We start from the raw sequence: 16,072 nt of genomic DNA on the forward strand, positions 1-16,072 counted from the left end.
CGTTGCTCAATCGGCGTCGGGCTCGAAACGCTCACCGCGAAACACCTGGCGCGGGTTGCCCCGCTCGATCTGCAAATGGGCCTCGCGGCGCTGCGCACGCACGGCATCGGCATGCGCCCGGGCCTGCAGTTCCAGGCGCTGAGCGATCAGCAGAACGGCCAGGCGCTTGTTGGCGTGCTGGCTGCGCTCGCTCTGCACCTTGACGCTGATGCCGCTGGCGATATGCGTCGCGCGCACCGCCGAGTCGGTGGTGTTGACGTGCTGGCCGCCCGGCCCCGACGAACGCAAGGTTTCGAAACGGATCTCGCTGGCCAGTTGCGCTGCGGGCGCAGCGAACCGCGCGCCGCCGAAGAACCAGTTCTTGCGGGCATGACCTGGCCGATACGGGCTCGGGCAGATCCATTGCAGCGACCCGGTCCAGCGTTCGACCAGGCTGTGCGCCTGCTCGCCTTGCAGCGCCAGCAGCACCGAGCGCAGGGTGCCGCGTCGCGGCCCCGGCTCCTCGTCGACAACCCGCACCCGCACAGCCCGGGCCTGCGCTTCGTCCTGCAGCCTGAATACGGCCTTGGCCACTGCCAGGGCGCATTCATCAGGCCCCTGGGCCGCCGATAGTTGCAGGAGAATCATCAGCAGCAACCTCCCCGGGTCTTGTAGGTGAGTACCGGCTTGAGCCGTGCCAGCACGCGCACCAGCCCGGCACCCTGCAGTGCGCCGATCACCGAGTCGATGGCCTTGTAAGCCTCAGGCGCCTCCTCGTAGATCAGCGCCCGGTCGGCGCAGATGACCCGACTGCCCAGGCGGGTGCGGCCCAGTTGCTCGACGCTGTAGCGAGCGGCAAGACGGTCCTTGCACTCGCTGCGCATCCATTTGCGACCGGCACCATGCGCCAGCGAGAACAGGCTGCGTGGGTCGGCCAGCGGTTGCACCAGATAGCTGTAGTCGCCACGGGAGCCGGGAATCACCACAGCTCCCTGATCCGATGGCGTCGCGCCCTTGCGGTGCAACCAGCCCTGTACGCCATCGACGCGGGCCGACGAAACCAGGTTGTGGTTGATATCCAGCACCGCCTGGCCGTCGCTACGCAAACGCTCGAGGATGCGCCGCGCGATCAACTGGCGATTGGCCTCGGCAAAACGCAAGGCGCCGTCGTGGCGACCCAGGTAATGGGCGCAGGCATCACTGCCCGCCTCCAGCCCCTGATGCCCGAACAGGTCGACCTGCTCGCGCAGAATCGACTCGCCCAGCCCGCGCGAGCCGCTGTGTACCAACAACAGCAGGTGCTTGCGGTCGATGCCCAGTGCCGCCATCGCCTCGTCGTCATAGCTTTCATCGAGCAGTTGCAGCTCGGCGAAATGGTTGCCGCCACCGATGGTGCCCAGCGAGCGCTCATGGCCGCTGAGGGGAAGATCGAAGGCGTCGATGGCCTCACGCCAACTGTCGTCCAGCGGCGCGTCTAGGTTGCCGATGCGCTTTTCCAGCTTGTCCAGATTCAGTTTGGCGATAGCGCTGTCGGTACGCCACAGCGCCATTCCACACCCGATGTCGTTGCCAACCAGGGCCGGGTACAAGCGGCCCACGGAAAAGAATGCCGCGCCGACCGGATAGCCACGCCCCGGGTGCAGGTCCGGCATGCCGGCAACCCGCTGCATGCCCGGCAGGCGAGCGGTTGTTTCGAGTTGCTGGATCGCATTTCCTTCGATCCAGGTGTCGTCCGCGGCGACCAATACGGTGCCGTCGGACAAATTGCGAATGCAAGTGCCCATAGTCCAATCCTGATGGGTTGAAACGAAAAGATGTTCGGATTGGCAGGCCTTGGGCCGGGTGTTGCGCAGCCGCTAGCGAATAGCGGAAACAGCGATCAAGCCAGGCGCGACCTGCAAAGGGTAGTCAGTAGCTGCATGATGTACCTCCTTTGCCGTCGGTTGAGAGAAGGCGCGCATCGTAGACTGATCGCACGAGCCTTGCAACGCCCGGCAGCACCTGGCACGGTGGGTTCGCGCAGCCAGGGCCCACGCTTGGCAAACCGGCGATCTGCAGCTACAGCTAAAAAGAGACCTGCCTGGAGGGTCGACTGTGACCCCAGGCAACCGCACTCCGTCATCGGCAGTATCCCAAGCATCGGGATCCAATCTGCGTATCAGGGAGATGCGTGATGTTGACTCTGCTCAATCTGCTTTCCGCCATTGCCCTGCTGATCTGGGGCACCCACATCGTGCGTACCGGCATCCTGCGGGTGTATGGCTCGCAGTTGCGTCGCGTGCTCAGCCACAACGTCGGCAAACGGCCCATGGCGTTCGTCGCCGGTATCGCCGTGACCGCGCTGGTGCAAAGCAGCAACGCCACCGCGCTGCTGGTCACCTCTTTCGTCGGCCAGGGTCTGATGGCGCTGACCCCGGCGCTGGCGATCATGCTCGGTGCCGACGTCGGTACCGCGCTGATGGCGCGGGTGCTGACCTTCGACCTCAGTTGGCTGTCGCCGCTGCTGATCTTTCTCGGCGTGGTGTTCTTCCTGTCGCGCAAGCAGACCCGTGCCGGCCAGCTCGGCCGCGTGGCCATCGGCCTGGGCCTGATGATCCTGGCGCTGCAACTGATCGTGGCCGCTGCCACGCCGATCACCGAGGCCAAGGGCATTCACGTGCTGTTCGCCTCGCTCACCGGCGACCTGCTGCTCGATGCGGTGGTCGGAGCGCTGTTCGCGCTGATCTCCTACTCGAGCCTGGCCGCGGTGCTGCTCACCGCCACGCTGACCGGCTCCGGGGTGATCGGCCTGCCGGTGGCCATCGGCCTGGTGATCGGGGCCAATATCGGCAGTGGCGTGCTGGCCTTTCTCAATGCCAGCATGCAGAGCCAGGCTGGGCGCCGCGTCGCCCTGGGCAGCCTGCTCTACAAGCTGATCGGCCTGCTGCTGGTGATGCCGGTGCTGGACCCGCTGGTGCACTGGCTGGACAGCCTCAAGTGGCAGCCGGCGGAGCTGGTGATCGGCTTTCACGTGCTCTACAACAGCCTGCGTTGCCTGTTGATGCTGCCGACCCTCGGGCCCATGGCACGCTTCTGCAACTGGCTGCTGCCGGATCGCCCGGACGTCAACGCCGTCGCCAAGGCCCGCCACCTGGATCCCACCGCACTGCCCACGCCGAGCCTGGCGCTGTCCAACGCGGTGCGCGAAACCCTGCGCATCGGCGATCTGGTCGACAGCATGCTCGGCCACCTGCAGGGCGCCCTGTGCGGCAGCCAGCCAATTCTCGGCAAGGACCTGCGCCGTCTCGACGACGACATCGACGCGCTGTACACCGCGGTGAAGCTGTACCTGGCGCAGATCCAGAAAGAGGAACTGAGCGAGCACGACAGCCGGCGCTGGGCTGAGATCATCGAGTTCTCGTCGAACCTGGAGCGTGCCGGCGACCTCATCGAACGCATGCTCGGCAAGATTCAGGACGAGAAAACCTCCCAGCGCCACGCCTTCTCCGACAGTGGCCTGGAAGAACTCACAGAACTCCACGAGCGTCTGCTGGGCAACTTGCGCCTGGGCCTGTCGGTGTTCTTTTCCGCTGACGCCGATGCTGCTCGCCAATTGCTGCGCGAGAAGCGCCGCTTCCGTATTCAGGAGCGCCGGCTGACCCATTTACATGTCGAACGTCTGCACAAGCAGGTGGTCAAGAGTCTGGAAACCAGCTCTCTGCACCTGGAACTGATCGACGACATGAAACGCCTCAATTCGCTGTTCTGCGCCAGTGCCTATGCGGTGCTCGGCACCCATGAAACCGGCGCCCTGCTCGCCGAAGAAGGTGGCGAGTAGTGCTTTCCACCCGCCGCACGCTGACGTTGCTCCTGGGCCTGTTGCTGTGCAGCCACCTGCTGGCGGTGGATCGTTTCAAGGTCGAAGGCTACCCCCTGGACAATGGCCTGCAGGTGATCCTCAAGCCCACCAGCGACCGTGATCATGTGTCCATTCGGCTGGTCATCGGCGTCGGCTTCGACCAGTTCGACTGTCGCCACAAGGAGCTGCCGCACCTGCTCGAACACCTGCTGTTCAGCGGTATCGACGACAGCGGCGAAGCCGGTCTGGAAGCGCGTATGCAGGCGCTGGGCGGCGACTGGAACGCCTACACCCGCGACAGCGACACCACCTTCGTCCTCGAGGTACCGGCCGGCAATCAGCGTGCAGCCCTCGATCTGCTGCTCGCCGCGTTGTTCAACACCGAGCTGAACGACGCACGTATCGACGCGGCCAGGAGGGTCATCGCCCATGAGAATGGCGAACGTCCCGCTGCCTGGCAGCGCCTGCTCGGCAGCGCCGCCAGCAGCGATGATGCCACTGCTCGGCTGGCGGCCGAACAAGGCCTGGCCTGCACCGGGCCGGACGACCTGGAACAGCTGACGGCCGACGCCCTGGAGCGCCTGCGCAGCGACTGGTATGTCGCCAACAACATGACCCTGATCATGGTCGGCGACCTGGATCGCCGCCTGCCCGCCTACCTCGAACGGCGCTTTGGCGACCTGCCGCCCGGCCCCATGCCCGAGCTGCGCGAACTGCCGGAGAGCACCGGCAAGGCCGAGCCTGCCCGCACGCTGAACAATGCCCTGCTCGGCGAAACCGCGAAGGTGCACCTGATCTTCGCCGAACCCTGGATCGGCGAACTCGACCACGGCACCTGGCAATTGCTGCGCGACTATCTGCAGTGGGCGGTATATCGCGATCTGCGCATCGAGCACGGCCTGGCCTACGGCCCCAGCGTCGAGCGTAGCGGCTACGGCAGCAGCAGCTTCTTCAGCATCAACGCCGAGGTGGCGCGCGACGATGTCGAGCCAACCCTGCAGCGCCTGCACGACCTGCTGCAGCGGCTGGCCCGTGACGGCGTCGATCCCGACACCGTAGAGCACCTGCGTGGCGTCGCCCTGGCCCGCCAGAACTGGACGGTTCAAGGCAACAGCGCCCTCGCCGACTACTACTGGAGTTCGCTGGCCGACTATGAGGACGGGCGTTTCGCCGATCCCGCCAAGGAGCTGCGCCAGATCCATCCCGCCCAGCTCGACGCGGCGTTGAACCTGCTCCTCAAACAGCCCAGCTACCAACGGGTGGAACAACCGCTGCTCGGTACCACCGGGCTCTACGCGAGCGCCGCCGGCCTCGCGCTGCTGCTGGTGCTGGCCGTGCTGGGCCTGGTCGGGCTGTTGCGCCGCCGTTGAGCAAAAACCCCGGAAAACCGGGGCCTTGTCGCTGCCAATGACGCTGCCATCCCTCACTCGATGATGGTGAACTCGCTCAGATACTCGGTGGAGATCTCCAGGCCCAGCCCGGGCGTGTCGTCGTCCAGCTGGATGTAGCCGCCCACCGGCTGTGGCTCGCCCTTGAACACGTAGTAGAACAGTTCGTTGCCGACCTCGACGTCGAACACCGGGAAGAATTCGGCCATCGGCGAAGCGGTGCTCGACAGGGTCAGGTGGTAGTTGTGCATCTGCCCGGCATGGGGGATCACCGGTACCGACCAGGCCTCGGCCATGGCGTTGATCTTGCGTGCTGCGGTGATGCCACCGACACGGTTGGTGTCGTACTGGATCACGTCCACGGCGCGGCGTTCGAGCATGTCCTTGAAGCCGTAGGAGGTGAACTCGTGCTCGCCGCCGGAGATCGGCATGATGCCCATCTTCTTCAGCTCGATGTAGCCTTCCAGGTCATCGGCGATCACCGGCTCTTCCAGCCAGCGCGGCTCGAACTCGGCGAGTTTCGGCAGCATGCGGCGGGCGTATTCCAGGGTCCAGCCCATGTAGCACTCGAGCATGATGTCGACGTCCGGGCCGGCCAGTTCACGCAGGGCGCGTACCTGCTCGATGTTGCGGCGCATGCCCGCCGGGCCATCCTTGGGGCCGTAGCCGAAGCGCATCTTCAGGGCGGTGAACCCCTGGTTGAGGTAGCCCTGGGCTTCCTCGAGGAACAGGTCGAGGTCGTCGTTGGCGTAGAGCTTGGAGGCGTAGGTCCAGATCTTTTCCTTGGTGCGCCCGCCAAGCAACTTGAACACCGGCTTGCCCACCGCCTTGCCCATGATGTCCCAGATGGCGATGTCGATCGCCGAGATCGCCGCCATGCCGATGCCCTTGCGGCCCCAGGCGTGGCTCTGGCGGTACATCTTCTGCCAGATGTATTCGTTGTCGAAGGGGTCTTCGCCGATGGCGATGGGCGCCAGGTAGGTGTCGATGATCTGCTTGGCCACACGGGGTGCCAGGGCGCAGTTGCCGATACCGACGATGCCGTTGTCGGTCTCCACTTCCACCACCAGCCAGCCATGGAAACGGAACGAGCCCATGGCATCGCCACGTTCGAAAAGGATGTCGCTGGCGTTGGTGCAGAAGTGGGCCTGGGGCGGCACGACCTTGCCCTTCCACTCGAAAACACGGGTACGGATGGATTTTATTTTCATGGTACGGCTCCTTTTTCAATGCACGAGTCAGCCCGCCCGGCTGCTGGAGCGAGCCGGCTAGGGTCAAACGAAATCAGGCGTGGCGGTGCTAGCGGCGGCTGCCCATGCGGCAGGCGATCTCGAACGCCTGGCGGGTGGCGCCGACATTCGCCTTGCCCTGCCCGGCGATGTCGAACGCGGTGCCGTGAGCCGGCGTGGTGATCGGGATCGGCAGGCCGCCCTGTACCGTCACGCCGCGGGAGAAACCCATCAGCTTGATGGCGATCTGGCCCTGGTCGTGGTACATGGTCACCACCGCGTCGAAGGCCTGGCTGTCGCCCTGCACCTTGAGGAAGATGGTGTCGCCCGGGTAGGGGCCGATGGCCTCGATGCCCTGCTCGCGCGCCTGCTCCACCGCCGGGCCGATGATGTCCAGCTCCTCGCGGCCGAAGCTGCCGTTGTCACCGTTGTGCGGGTTGAGGCCGCAGACGCCGATGCGGGGTTTCTCCAGGCCGTTGCCCTTGAGCGCGGTGTCGATCAGTTCGATCGCCTCCACCACGCGCTGCTGGCTGAGCAGCCCCGGCACCTCGGCCAGGGCCACGTGGGAGGTCACCCGGGAGGTCCACAGATTGTCGAGCACGTTGAATTCGCAGAACGGGCCGTCGAAGCCAAGGTACTCGGCGAACCAGTGCAGTTCGTCGCTGTGGCCCATGCCGGCCATGTGCAACGAGGTCTTGTTCAGCGGGCCGAACAGGATGGCGTCGGTGACGCCGTCGGCGGTCAGGCGCAGGGCCTGCTCCAGGGTATCGAGGCTGTAGCGACCGCCGACCACGCTGGCCTCACGGCGCGCAAACTCACCTTCGGCAGCGCCACGAAACGGCAGCAGCAACGGCGTGTCGTCGGCGAAGTCCAGGGCGTCGGTCGAGTCGATCAGGCGATAAGGGAACGACAGCCCGGCGATGTCCATGCCGCGGCGTACCTCGGCCTCGTCGGCGATCAGCAGCACGTTAGCCCGGCGCCGTACCTCGGGTTCGGCCAGCAGGCGGGCGATCAGCTCGGGGCCGATGCCGGCAGGGTCGCCCAGTACCATGGCCAGGCGTGGAAGGGTCGGGTTGCTCATACGGTTGTCCTCAGGTCGGAAGATGCGTCCGGGATACGGATGACGTCGGGCACGGTGCGATAGAGCCGCCGGGCGTTATCGTGGAAAAGTTGTTCCTGCTGCGCCCTGGGCAGGTCAGCGACGATGCGCTTGAAGCCGCCATAGATGGCGTCGAACGAGCCACACAGGCTGTCGACCGGGAAGTTGCTGGCGAACATCACCCGCTCGACACCGAACATCGCCAGGGTTTCGCGGACGATCCAGGCGTTGTCTTCGGCGCACCAGCGCTTGCCCGGCAGGCCGAGGCCGGACACCTTGACCGCGACGTTCTCGCACGCAGCCAGCCCCGCCATGGCAGCGTGCCAGGCGGCCAGCCCCTGTGCGCTACGATCCGATGGCAGCCCGGCATGGTTGAGAATCAGCTGGGTGTCGGGGAAGTCGTGGGCCAGTTCGACGGCCTCGGGCAGGTTCCACCAGGGCGCCTGCAGGTCGAAATGCAGGCCATGGCGGGCCAGCTCGGCGTAGCCGCGACGCCAGCGTTCGTCGCTCATCAGGCTGCGCCCCGTGCCGACCTCGGCGGGCGACGCCGGGCCACCGGGCTTGTGGCGCACGCTGCGCACCCGTTCGAACCCGGCCTGGGCGGCCAGCACCTCGGCGGCATCCGGCGCATCCAGCCAGGCTTGGGCGACCACCGCGTTGGGTGCGCCGTAGCGCTCGGCGACCTGATGGATGAAGCGGGTCTCGCCAATCGGGTCGCGCGGGTCCCACTCGGTTTCCACGTAGACGGTGGCCACCACCCGGTGCGCGCCGGCATCGGCCAGGTAGTCATCCGGAAAATAGCGGCGCTTGATGGCGCTGTAATCACCATAGCGGAACGGGATGTTCGCCTCGCCCGACAGCCAGGGGTGGTGGTTGCGCTGGGGGTCCCAGAAATGATGGTGGGCATCGATGATCGGCCCGTCGTACAGATCAGCCATGGGCCACCTCGGCCTTGTCCAGGGAGATCAGCAGCGTGCCAGCGATGAACAGCCCCGAGCACAGTGCGAAGAAGCCCAGCACCGCGGCGTAGCCACCGGCATGTTGCAGCAGCAGGCCGACCAGGATCGGCACGGCGATGCCGCCGAGGCTGCCGGCCATGTTCATCACCCCGCCGATCAACCCCACCCGGGCCGGCGACGCCAGCAATGCCGGGAAGCTCCAGTACAGGCTGCCCCACATCAGGAAGAACGCGGTCAGCGACAGCAGGCCGACCGCCAGGTAGGGATCGCTAAGCCGCGGCAGCAGCAGGAAGGCGCCCAGGGCCACCAGCCCGGATGCGGCCAGCAGGCTCTTGGCGGCCAGACCACGGCGCACGCCCCGTTGGATCAGGCGGTCACAGAGGAAGCCGCCGGCCAGCGAACCGGCCGCCCCACAGAGGAAGATCACAAAGGTCGCGGCGCCGATGCCCTTGATGTCGAACCCCCGGGCCTGGGCCAGGTAGCTCGGCCCCCAGGTCAGCAGGCCGAAGAACACCATGGCCCAGCTGGCGCGACCGATCAGGATGCCGGCCAGCGAGCGACGGGCGATGCCCAGGCCGCGCACGCCTTGCCTGGCGGCTTCGGCCATGGTCACGGCGCGCCCTTCATTGATGGCCTCCAGCTCTGCGGCATTCACGCCAGGGTGCTCGGCCGGATCGTCACGCAGGTAGTGCCAGGCCACCCAGCCCATGGCCAGGGTGGCGATGCCGGCGAGGAAGAAGGCGATGCGCCAGGAGTCCAGCACGGCGATCAGGTAGGCGATGAGCAAGCCGCCCAGGGCCACGCCGAGGGGGCCGCCACAGTCCATCAGCACCGCGCCGCGGCTGCGCTCGCCGGAACCCAGCCACAGCGAATTGAGCTTGCCGCCGGCCGGGAACAGAGGAGCTTCGGCGGCGCCCAGGGCGACCCGGGCGACCATCAGCGACAGACCGCTGGTGGCGAACGCCGCCAGGGCCTGGAAGGTGCCCCACAGCCCGGTGGACCAGCCGATCACCCGGCGCGGGCCATAGCGGTCGATCAGCCAGCCGCCGGGAATCTGCAACAGGGCGTAGGCCCAGAAGAAACTGCTGAGGATCAGCCCCTGCAGGCTCGGGCTCAGGCTGAACTCGCCGGCGATGACCGGCATGGCGATGGACAGCGAAACACGGTCGACCAGGTTGATCACCGTGAGCGCGAAGATGATGGCAAAGATGCGCCAGCGTACCCGGGATGGTTTGCCGGCCAGGACATTGGCCGAAGGGGTGCGTACCGGCAGGGCGACAGGTTGGGCCTGAGCCATGGAAAGTACCTCTGCATTGTTGTTTTTGTAGTAGCGGGCAACCAGCGGTCGACCGGCTCGAAGCGCACTATCGGCCCGCTCGCCGATAACCGTCTAATCAAAGCTACTCATACGGACATAGCCTGGAGTTATCGCCCCCAGGGTCGGCGGCATAACCTGAGGCTATCGGAGTATCAGTTCTTTTGAGTAGACGCTTATCGACTCCCTTCGCAGACTCGGCCCATAACAACGACAACAATGAGGCAATCCCATGTACATCGCCCGTACGCATCATGTTTGCGCACTGCTCGCGGCCCTGCTCTGCGCCGCTCCCCTCGCCGCCCTGGCGGACTGGAAACCCGAGAAGAACGTGGAGATCGTGGTGGCCGGAGGCCCCGGCGGCGGTACCGATCAACTCGGCCGGGTGATCCAGTCGGCGATCAGCCAGCACAAGCTGCTCGACGTCAACACCGTGGTGCTCAACAAGGGCGGCGGCAATGGCGCCGAAGCCTTCCTCGAGATGAAGCTGGCGGGCGGCGACCCCCACAAGCTGGTGATCGGTACCAACAACGTCTACCTGCTGCCGCTGGTGGCCAGGCTGGGCTACCAGTGGACCGACCTGACCCCGGTCGCCGCGGTGGCCGAAGACGACTTCATCCTCTGGACCTACGCCGGCTCGCCCTGGCAGGACGCGGCCGCCTTCAAGGCGGATCTGGCCAAGAATGCCGCGAAGATGCGTATCGGCGGCAGCCAGTCCAAGGATGTCGACCAGACCCTGACCCTGCTGCTCGGCCAGCAGGTCGGCAGCAAGCTCACCTACATCCCCTTCAAGAGCGGCAGCGAGGCCTCGACCCAACTGGCCGGCAAGCATATCGCCGGCAATTTCAACAACCCGGCCGAAAGCCTCAGCCAATGGCGTGGCGGCCAGGTGGTGCCGCTGTGCGTATTCAGCCGGCAGCGCATGATCTACACCGCGAAGGTCACCGACAGCCAATCCTGGGCGGACGTGCCGACCTGCAAGGAACAGGGTCTGGGCATCGACCAGTACCGCTTCCCGCGCACCGTTTTCCTGCCCGGCGGCGTCAGCGACGAACAACGTGCCTTCTACGTCGAACTGCTGCGCCAGGTCAGCCAGACGCCGGAGTTCAAGGCCTACGTCGAGCGCTCCGCCCTGGCCCCGACCTTCCTCGCCGGCCAGGAACTGGTGAACTACATCGAGCAGGATCGTCAGCGCGTCATCCCTGTATTCAAGCAGGCCGCCTGGCTGCGCGAATGACACGGCCCGCCGGTCGCCACACGGGGTCGGCCCACAGCGAGGAAACACGCATGTCCAACACCACGGATACACCGCTGGTCGCCACCCGCTGGGTGGAAAGCGGCCTGGCACTGTTCACCGCCGCACTCGGTGGCATCGTCATGCTCGGCAGTGTCGAGATAGGCATCGGCTGGGGCGATACAGGCCCCGAGGCCGGTTATTTTCCCTTCTATATCGGCCTGCTGATGGCCGCCGCCAGTGCCGGCAACCTGATCCTGGCGCTGTTGCGCAGCCCGGCGATGAGCGCCGCTTTCGTCGGTCGCCGGGCGTTTCGCCAGGTACTGGCGGTGTTCGTGCCCATCGCCCTGTACGTCACTGCCATGCCGTTCGCCGGCATCTACCTGGCCTCGGCGGTATTCATCGCCTGGTTCATGTGGAGCGACCGCCAGCGCAGCAAGCCTTATGCAATACCTACCATGGCGGCGATTTCCTGTGGCGCGGCGCTGGCCAGCTACCTGATCTTCGCCCTGTGGTTCAAGGTGCCGCTGGACAGCGGCGTGCTGGGTGACCTGGTAGCCGTTGCCGGAGGAATGCCGCGATGAGCGAAATCGACTCCCTGATGCAGGGCATGGCACTGATCCTCACCCCCCATCACATCGGCCTGATGGTGATCGGCGTGCTGCTCGGCATCCTGGTCGGCGTGCTACCCGGCCTTGGTGCCCCCAATGGCGTGGCGCTGTTGCTGCCGCTGACCTTCACCATGCAACCGGTGTCGGCGATCATCCTGCTGTCGTGCATGTACTGGGGTGCGCTGTTCGGTGGTTCGATCACCTCGATCCTGTTCAACATCCCCGGTGAACCCTCGTCGGTGGCGACCACCTTCGACGGCTACCCCATGGCCCGCAACGGCCAGGCCGGCGAGGCATTGACCGCGGCCTTCACCTCGGCGCTGCTCGGTGCCCTGGTCGGGGTATTGCTGCTGACCTTCCTGTCCACGCGCATCGCCGAATTCGCCATGCAGTTCAGCTCGCCGGAATTCTTCGCGGTGTACCTGCTGGCGTTCTGCACCTTCATCGGCATGAGCAAGAACCCACCACTGAAGACCGTGGTGGCGATGATGATCGGCTTCGCCATGGCCGCCGTCGGCATGGACACCGTATCCGGCGAACTGCGCCTGACCTACGACCAGCCCTGGCTGCTCTCCGGCCTGAGCTTCGAGGTGGCGGTGATCGGCCTGTTCGGTATCGGCGAGATCCTCTGCACGGTGGAGGAAGGCCTGGTGTTTCGCGGCGAGCGCGCGCGCATCACGCCGATGACCATCCTGCGCACCTGGGCCAGGTTGCCACGCTACTGGCTGACCTGGCTGCGCAGTGCTCTGGTCGGCTGCTGGATGGGCGTCACCCCCGGCGGGCCGACCGCCGCCTCGTTCATGAGCTACAGCCTGGCGCGCCGCTTCTCGAAGAACCGCGACAACTTCGGCAAGGGTGAAATGGAGGGCGTGATCGCCCCGGAAACCGCCGACCACAGCGCCGGCACCAGTGCCCTGCTACCCATGCTGACCCTCGGCATCCCCGGTTCGGCGACCGCTGCGGTGATGCTCGGCGGCCTGATGATCTGGGGCCTGCACCCGGGGCCGACGCTATTCGTCGAACAGCACGACTTCGTCTGGGGCCTGATCGCCAGCATGTACCTGGGCAACGTGGTCAGCCTGATCGTGGTGCTGGCCACCGTGCCGCTGTTCGCCTCGATCCTGCGCATTCCCTTCTCGATCATCGCGCCGATCATCGTCATGGTCTGCGCCATCGGCGCCTACTCGGTGCACAACTCGATGTTCGACGTTGGCCTGATGCTGGTCTTCGGCGCCCTGGGCTACCTGTTCAAGAAGCTCGGCTACCCCATCGCACCGCTGATCCTCGCCGCAGTACTGGGCGACAAGGCGGAGGACGCGTTCCGCCAGTCGATGCTGTTCTCCGACGGGCAACTGTCGATCTTCTGGTCCAACCTGCTGGTCGGCAGCCTGACCAGCGCGGCCCTGGTGATGCTGTTCTGGCCGTTGCTGGCAAGCGGTTTCAGGGCGATTGCCGGCCTCGGCCGAGCCCGACAGGCTCGCCATGGCGCGTGATCGAGGCCAGGCGGGGCTGTTCCTGGCCACCGCGCCGGGGCGCTCGCTGATGACTGGCGGGCCCCGGGATTTCTTGTCACCCTTGCGCGGTTCCCTCACCACGAGCCGTGCCATGTCGCGCATTCCCGAACCCAGCATCATCCATAGCCGTCTGCGCCTGCGGCAACTGCGCCTGATGCTGGCCCTGCAGGAGTTCGGCTCGTTGCGCCGGGCCGCCGAAGAAATCGGCATGACCCAGCCGGCGGCGACCAAGATGCTCCACGAGGCCGAGAGCCTGCTCGGCGTCGAGCTGTTCGAGCGCCTGCCACGCGGCATGCGCGCCACCGCCTTCGGCGAGACGGCGATCTACTACGCCAAGATGATCTTCGCCGAGCTGTCGGGCATGCGCGAGGAGTTCGTCGCCCTGGAGTCGGGGAACCTCGGGAGGGTCACCATCGGCGCCATTCCGGCGCTCGCCTCGGGCCTGTTGACGCGCACCATCGCCACCCTCAAGCAAAGCCACCCGCGGCTGTCCATGAGCATCCAGGTCGACACCAGCGACGTGCTTGTACAGGCCCTGCAGCAGGACCAGCTGGACGTGGTGCTCGGCAGGATTCCCGACCGCGCCCGCGCCGACGACCTGCTGTTCGACAGCCTCGGCGAGGAAACCCTGTGCGTGGTGGCCGGCGCCCAGCACCCCATGGCCACCGCAACCAGCCTGAGCTGGGAGCAACTGCAGGACATGACCTGGGTGCTGCAACAACACCCAAGTCCCATGCGCACCATCATCAACCAGGCGTTCCACAACGCACGGGTCGACATTCCCAGCAGCATCGTCGAAACCACCTCGATCATGACCCTGCTGTCGCTCTTGCAGCAGACCGACATGATCGGCGTGACGCCCGTATCGGTGATCAACGACTACCCCGGCAAGCACCTGCTCAAGGTGCTGCCGATCACCTTCGTGCCGCGCCTGCCGCCTTATGGCCTGATCACCCGTCGCCATCGCATCCAGTCCTCGGCGATGCAGGCGTTCATCGATGCGGTGAAGGATCAACACGCGGCACCTTAGGGCCTGTTGACGCTTGCGCACGAGCGGGAGGAGTCGGCGCAAGTCCCGTGAAATGGCCGGGCTGACTCGCCAGACCGCGTTTCCGGCCGCTGCGCTCCCTCGCTTGTTCAGCCCGCTGGCCACGGTCGCCGGCGAACTGGATCAGGCTGACCACCACCACCACCACCAGGGCGACGATCACGCTGAACATCATCTGGCTGCAGCAGGTCTCCGGTCTCGTTTTCATCGCCTTGGGCATCACTTTCTGGGTGCTGACGCAACAAAGGCCAGCACTTGATCAACCTGACCGCGCTGGAGCAAACACTCAAGGCCCGCGACGGCAAGCTGGGGTTCAATGTCAAACTGCTGCTGGAAATGGGCGAAGAAGAAGGCTCGCCAGGCTTGAATGCATTCTGTGCCACGCACGCTGAAGAACTCGCGGCGGATATTTTCATCGCCTCGGACGGCCCGCGCCTGGCGGCGTCGCGACCAACGATCTTTCTCGGTTCGCGCGGGGTGTTCAACTTCGAGCTGGCGGTCTGTTTACGCGAAGGTGCTCATCACTCGGGCAACTGGGGCGGGTTGTTGGCCAACCCCGGCATTATTCTGGCCAATGCCATCGCGAGCATGGTCGACGAACACGGTCGGGTGAAAGTTGCAGGCCTGACGCCTGAGACAATACCCGAAACAGTGCGACAAGCACTGGCCGATATTGACGTCGGTGGAGGACCGGGCGATCCGCAAATCGACGCCAACTGGGGCAATCCAGAGCTCTCGCCGAGCGAAAAGGTGTTCGGCTGGAACACCCTCGACGTCATTGCCTTCAAGACCGGCAACCCGGAAGCGCCCGTGCATGCGATCCCTGGCAAAGCCAGTGCCCACTGCCATATCCGCTTCGTGGTGAACAGCGACTACACGACCTTTATCCCGGCTGTTCGGGCCCACCTGGATGCTCATGGCTTCTGCAATGTCGAGGTCATACAAAGCCGCATCGATGTGATGCACGCCACCCGGCTCGATCCGCAAAGCCCGTGGGTCAATTGAGCGCTTGGTTCCCTGGCGCAGACCACCGGCAAAAAGCCTGCGCTGCTGCCGAATCTCGGCGGCTCGCTGCCCAACGACGTGTTCGCCGAGGTGCTCGGTCTGCCAACCTTGTGGGTACCTCATTCTTACCCGGCCTGCTCGCAGCATGCCCCAAACGAGCACTTGCTGGCACCAGTGGTCAAGGAAAGCCTGCAAATCATGGCCGGGCTGTTCTGGGATCTGGGCAACGACGCGGCACGCCTGACGCATGAACATCAGTTACGGGCGCATTGGCAATGAGCGCCACTCAACAGCGGGCACTCGTTGACGCTTCACGCACGGCCGCGCCGGAGCCCGTTTTGCCGCGAGGCAAGGCACGAGCCGCGAAGAGTTGTAAATGAGCATTCTGAGCCGGTTTTTAACGCCGCATGACCGAGCGCAGTCGTTTTCACACAGTCTGTCGGGCGAGGCTTTTCACTTGTTCTACTGCCGAAATGACGGAACGCTCAGCCACCCCGCCCGATGCTATCGGGTAGATGCAGGGTTCACCAATGGACAGGTCATGCAATAAACGCTCGTCAAGTTCACCGAACACCACGAAACGGTAGTCACCCTTGGTCACTCGCACTTCAACGAGCTTGCCGGGCACAGTGCGCACAGCATCGACATGGATCAACGCAACAGTGTCAAAACAGCTGAAACCTTGATGGATCAGATCGATATGATCGCTCTCGAGCCCACACGCGATGACCACGACACGCGTGCAACTTGAAGGCTCGCGTATCCACTTCATTGCGTTGCTACAACGATCGGCAGTTTGGCTCATAGGCTTTGCCATTCTCGTTGCATTTGGCGAATTGGTGAGGGACATCGG

At 65.2% G+C, this 16,072-nt stretch carries 13 protein-coding genes and 1 pseudogene; 7 read left to right on the plus strand and 7 right to left on the minus strand.

Annotation, left to right across the window (positions count from 1 at the left end; all coding sequences use genetic code 11):
• Positions 1-6: 6 nt before the first annotated feature.
• Positions 7-627 (minus strand): peptide chain release factor H, encoded by a 621-nt coding sequence (prfH, locus tag BLR94_RS08225; protein ID WP_084304277.1) that lies wholly within the window; start codon positions 625-627, stop codon positions 7-9.
• The gene (locus BLR94_RS08230) at positions 627-1,763 is read right to left on the minus strand and encodes an RNA ligase RtcB family protein (RefSeq protein WP_084304278.1); all 1,137 of its coding nucleotides are present in this window, start codon (positions 1,761-1,763) and stop codon (positions 627-629) included. Before BLR94_RS08230 ends, prfH begins: the two co-directional genes overlap by 1 nt.
• Before the next feature lie 389 nt (positions 1,764-2,152).
• Here BLR94_RS08230 and BLR94_RS08235 point away from each other — a divergent pair, with 389 nt between their 5' ends.
• Both BLR94_RS08235 and BLR94_RS08240 read left to right on the plus strand, forming a co-directional pair.
• On the plus strand, positions 2,153-3,796 hold the full coding sequence (locus BLR94_RS08235) for a Na/Pi cotransporter family protein (protein WP_084304279.1): 1,644 nt from the start codon (positions 2,153-2,155) through the stop codon (positions 3,794-3,796).
• Positions 3,796-5,187: a M16 family metallopeptidase gene (locus BLR94_RS08240; RefSeq protein ID WP_084304280.1), complete on the plus strand. Its 1,392-nt coding sequence runs from the start codon at positions 3,796-3,798 to the stop codon at positions 5,185-5,187. The genes BLR94_RS08235 and BLR94_RS08240 overlap by 1 nt, the downstream gene beginning before the upstream one ends.
• Positions 5,188-5,240: 53 nt before the next feature.
• Here BLR94_RS08240 and BLR94_RS08245 read toward each other — a convergent pair whose 3' ends face one another.
• The 4 genes from BLR94_RS08245 to BLR94_RS08260 all read right to left on the minus strand — a co-directional run bounded on the left by BLR94_RS08245 (position 5,241) and on the right by BLR94_RS08260 (position 9,789).
• Positions 5,241-6,416 carry an L-rhamnonate dehydratase gene (locus tag BLR94_RS08245; protein WP_084304281.1) on the minus strand — a complete coding sequence of 392 codons (1,176 nt, stop codon included), beginning with the start codon at positions 6,414-6,416 and terminating at the stop codon, positions 5,241-5,243.
• 88 nt (positions 6,417-6,504) lie between these two features.
• Positions 6,505-7,515, minus strand: a complete 1,011-nt coding sequence (locus BLR94_RS08250; protein WP_084304282.1) for a 4-hydroxythreonine-4-phosphate dehydrogenase PdxA — start codon at positions 7,513-7,515, stop codon at positions 6,505-6,507.
• Complete coding sequence (locus tag BLR94_RS08255) at positions 7,512-8,471, minus strand: amidohydrolase family protein (protein ID WP_084304283.1); 960 nt, start codon at positions 8,469-8,471, stop codon at positions 7,512-7,514. The genes BLR94_RS08250 and BLR94_RS08255 overlap by 4 nt, the downstream gene beginning before the upstream one ends.
• On the minus strand, positions 8,464-9,789 hold the full coding sequence (locus BLR94_RS08260; protein WP_084304284.1) for an MFS transporter: 1,326 nt from the start codon (positions 9,787-9,789) through the stop codon (positions 8,464-8,466). Before BLR94_RS08260 ends, BLR94_RS08255 begins: the two co-directional genes overlap by 8 nt.
• Positions 9,790-10,039: 250 nt before the next feature.
• On the opposite strand from BLR94_RS08260, the gene BLR94_RS08265 reads away from it, so the two are divergent.
• The 5 genes and pseudogenes from BLR94_RS08265 to BLR94_RS08290 all read left to right on the plus strand — a co-directional run.
• Entirely contained in the window at positions 10,040-11,044 is a 1,005-nt protein-coding gene (locus BLR94_RS08265) for a tripartite tricarboxylate transporter substrate binding protein (protein WP_084304285.1), read from the plus strand.
• Positions 11,045-11,094: 50 nt separating this feature from the next.
• On the plus strand, positions 11,095-11,625 hold the full coding sequence (locus BLR94_RS08270; protein ID WP_084304286.1) for a tripartite tricarboxylate transporter TctB family protein: 531 nt from the start codon (positions 11,095-11,097) through the stop codon (positions 11,623-11,625).
• Entirely contained in the window at positions 11,622-13,145 is a 1,524-nt protein-coding gene (locus BLR94_RS08275; protein ID WP_084304287.1) for a tripartite tricarboxylate transporter permease, read from the plus strand. Before BLR94_RS08270 ends, BLR94_RS08275 begins: the two co-directional genes overlap by 4 nt.
• A gap of 112 nt (positions 13,146-13,257) precedes the next feature.
• Complete coding sequence (locus tag BLR94_RS08280) at positions 13,258-14,196, plus strand: LysR family transcriptional regulator (RefSeq protein ID WP_084304475.1); 939 nt, start codon at positions 13,258-13,260, stop codon at positions 14,194-14,196.
• Between the two features lie 258 nt (positions 14,197-14,454).
• Positions 14,455-15,498, plus strand: a pseudogene (locus BLR94_RS08290) (M20/M25/M40 family metallo-hydrolase); the annotation flags it as partial.
• A 148-nt stretch (positions 15,499-15,646) separates the two neighbouring features.
• On the opposite strand, the gene BLR94_RS08295 reads toward BLR94_RS08290, so the two are convergent.
• Positions 15,647-16,024, minus strand: a complete 378-nt coding sequence (locus BLR94_RS08295; RefSeq protein ID WP_084304289.1) for a hypothetical protein — start codon at positions 16,022-16,024, stop codon at positions 15,647-15,649.
• Positions 16,025-16,072: the final 48 nt, after the last annotated feature.

Source organism: Phytopseudomonas flavescens (assembly GCF_900100535.1).
Lineage (GTDB): Bacteria > Pseudomonadota > Gammaproteobacteria > Pseudomonadales > Pseudomonadaceae > Aquipseudomonas > Aquipseudomonas flavescens.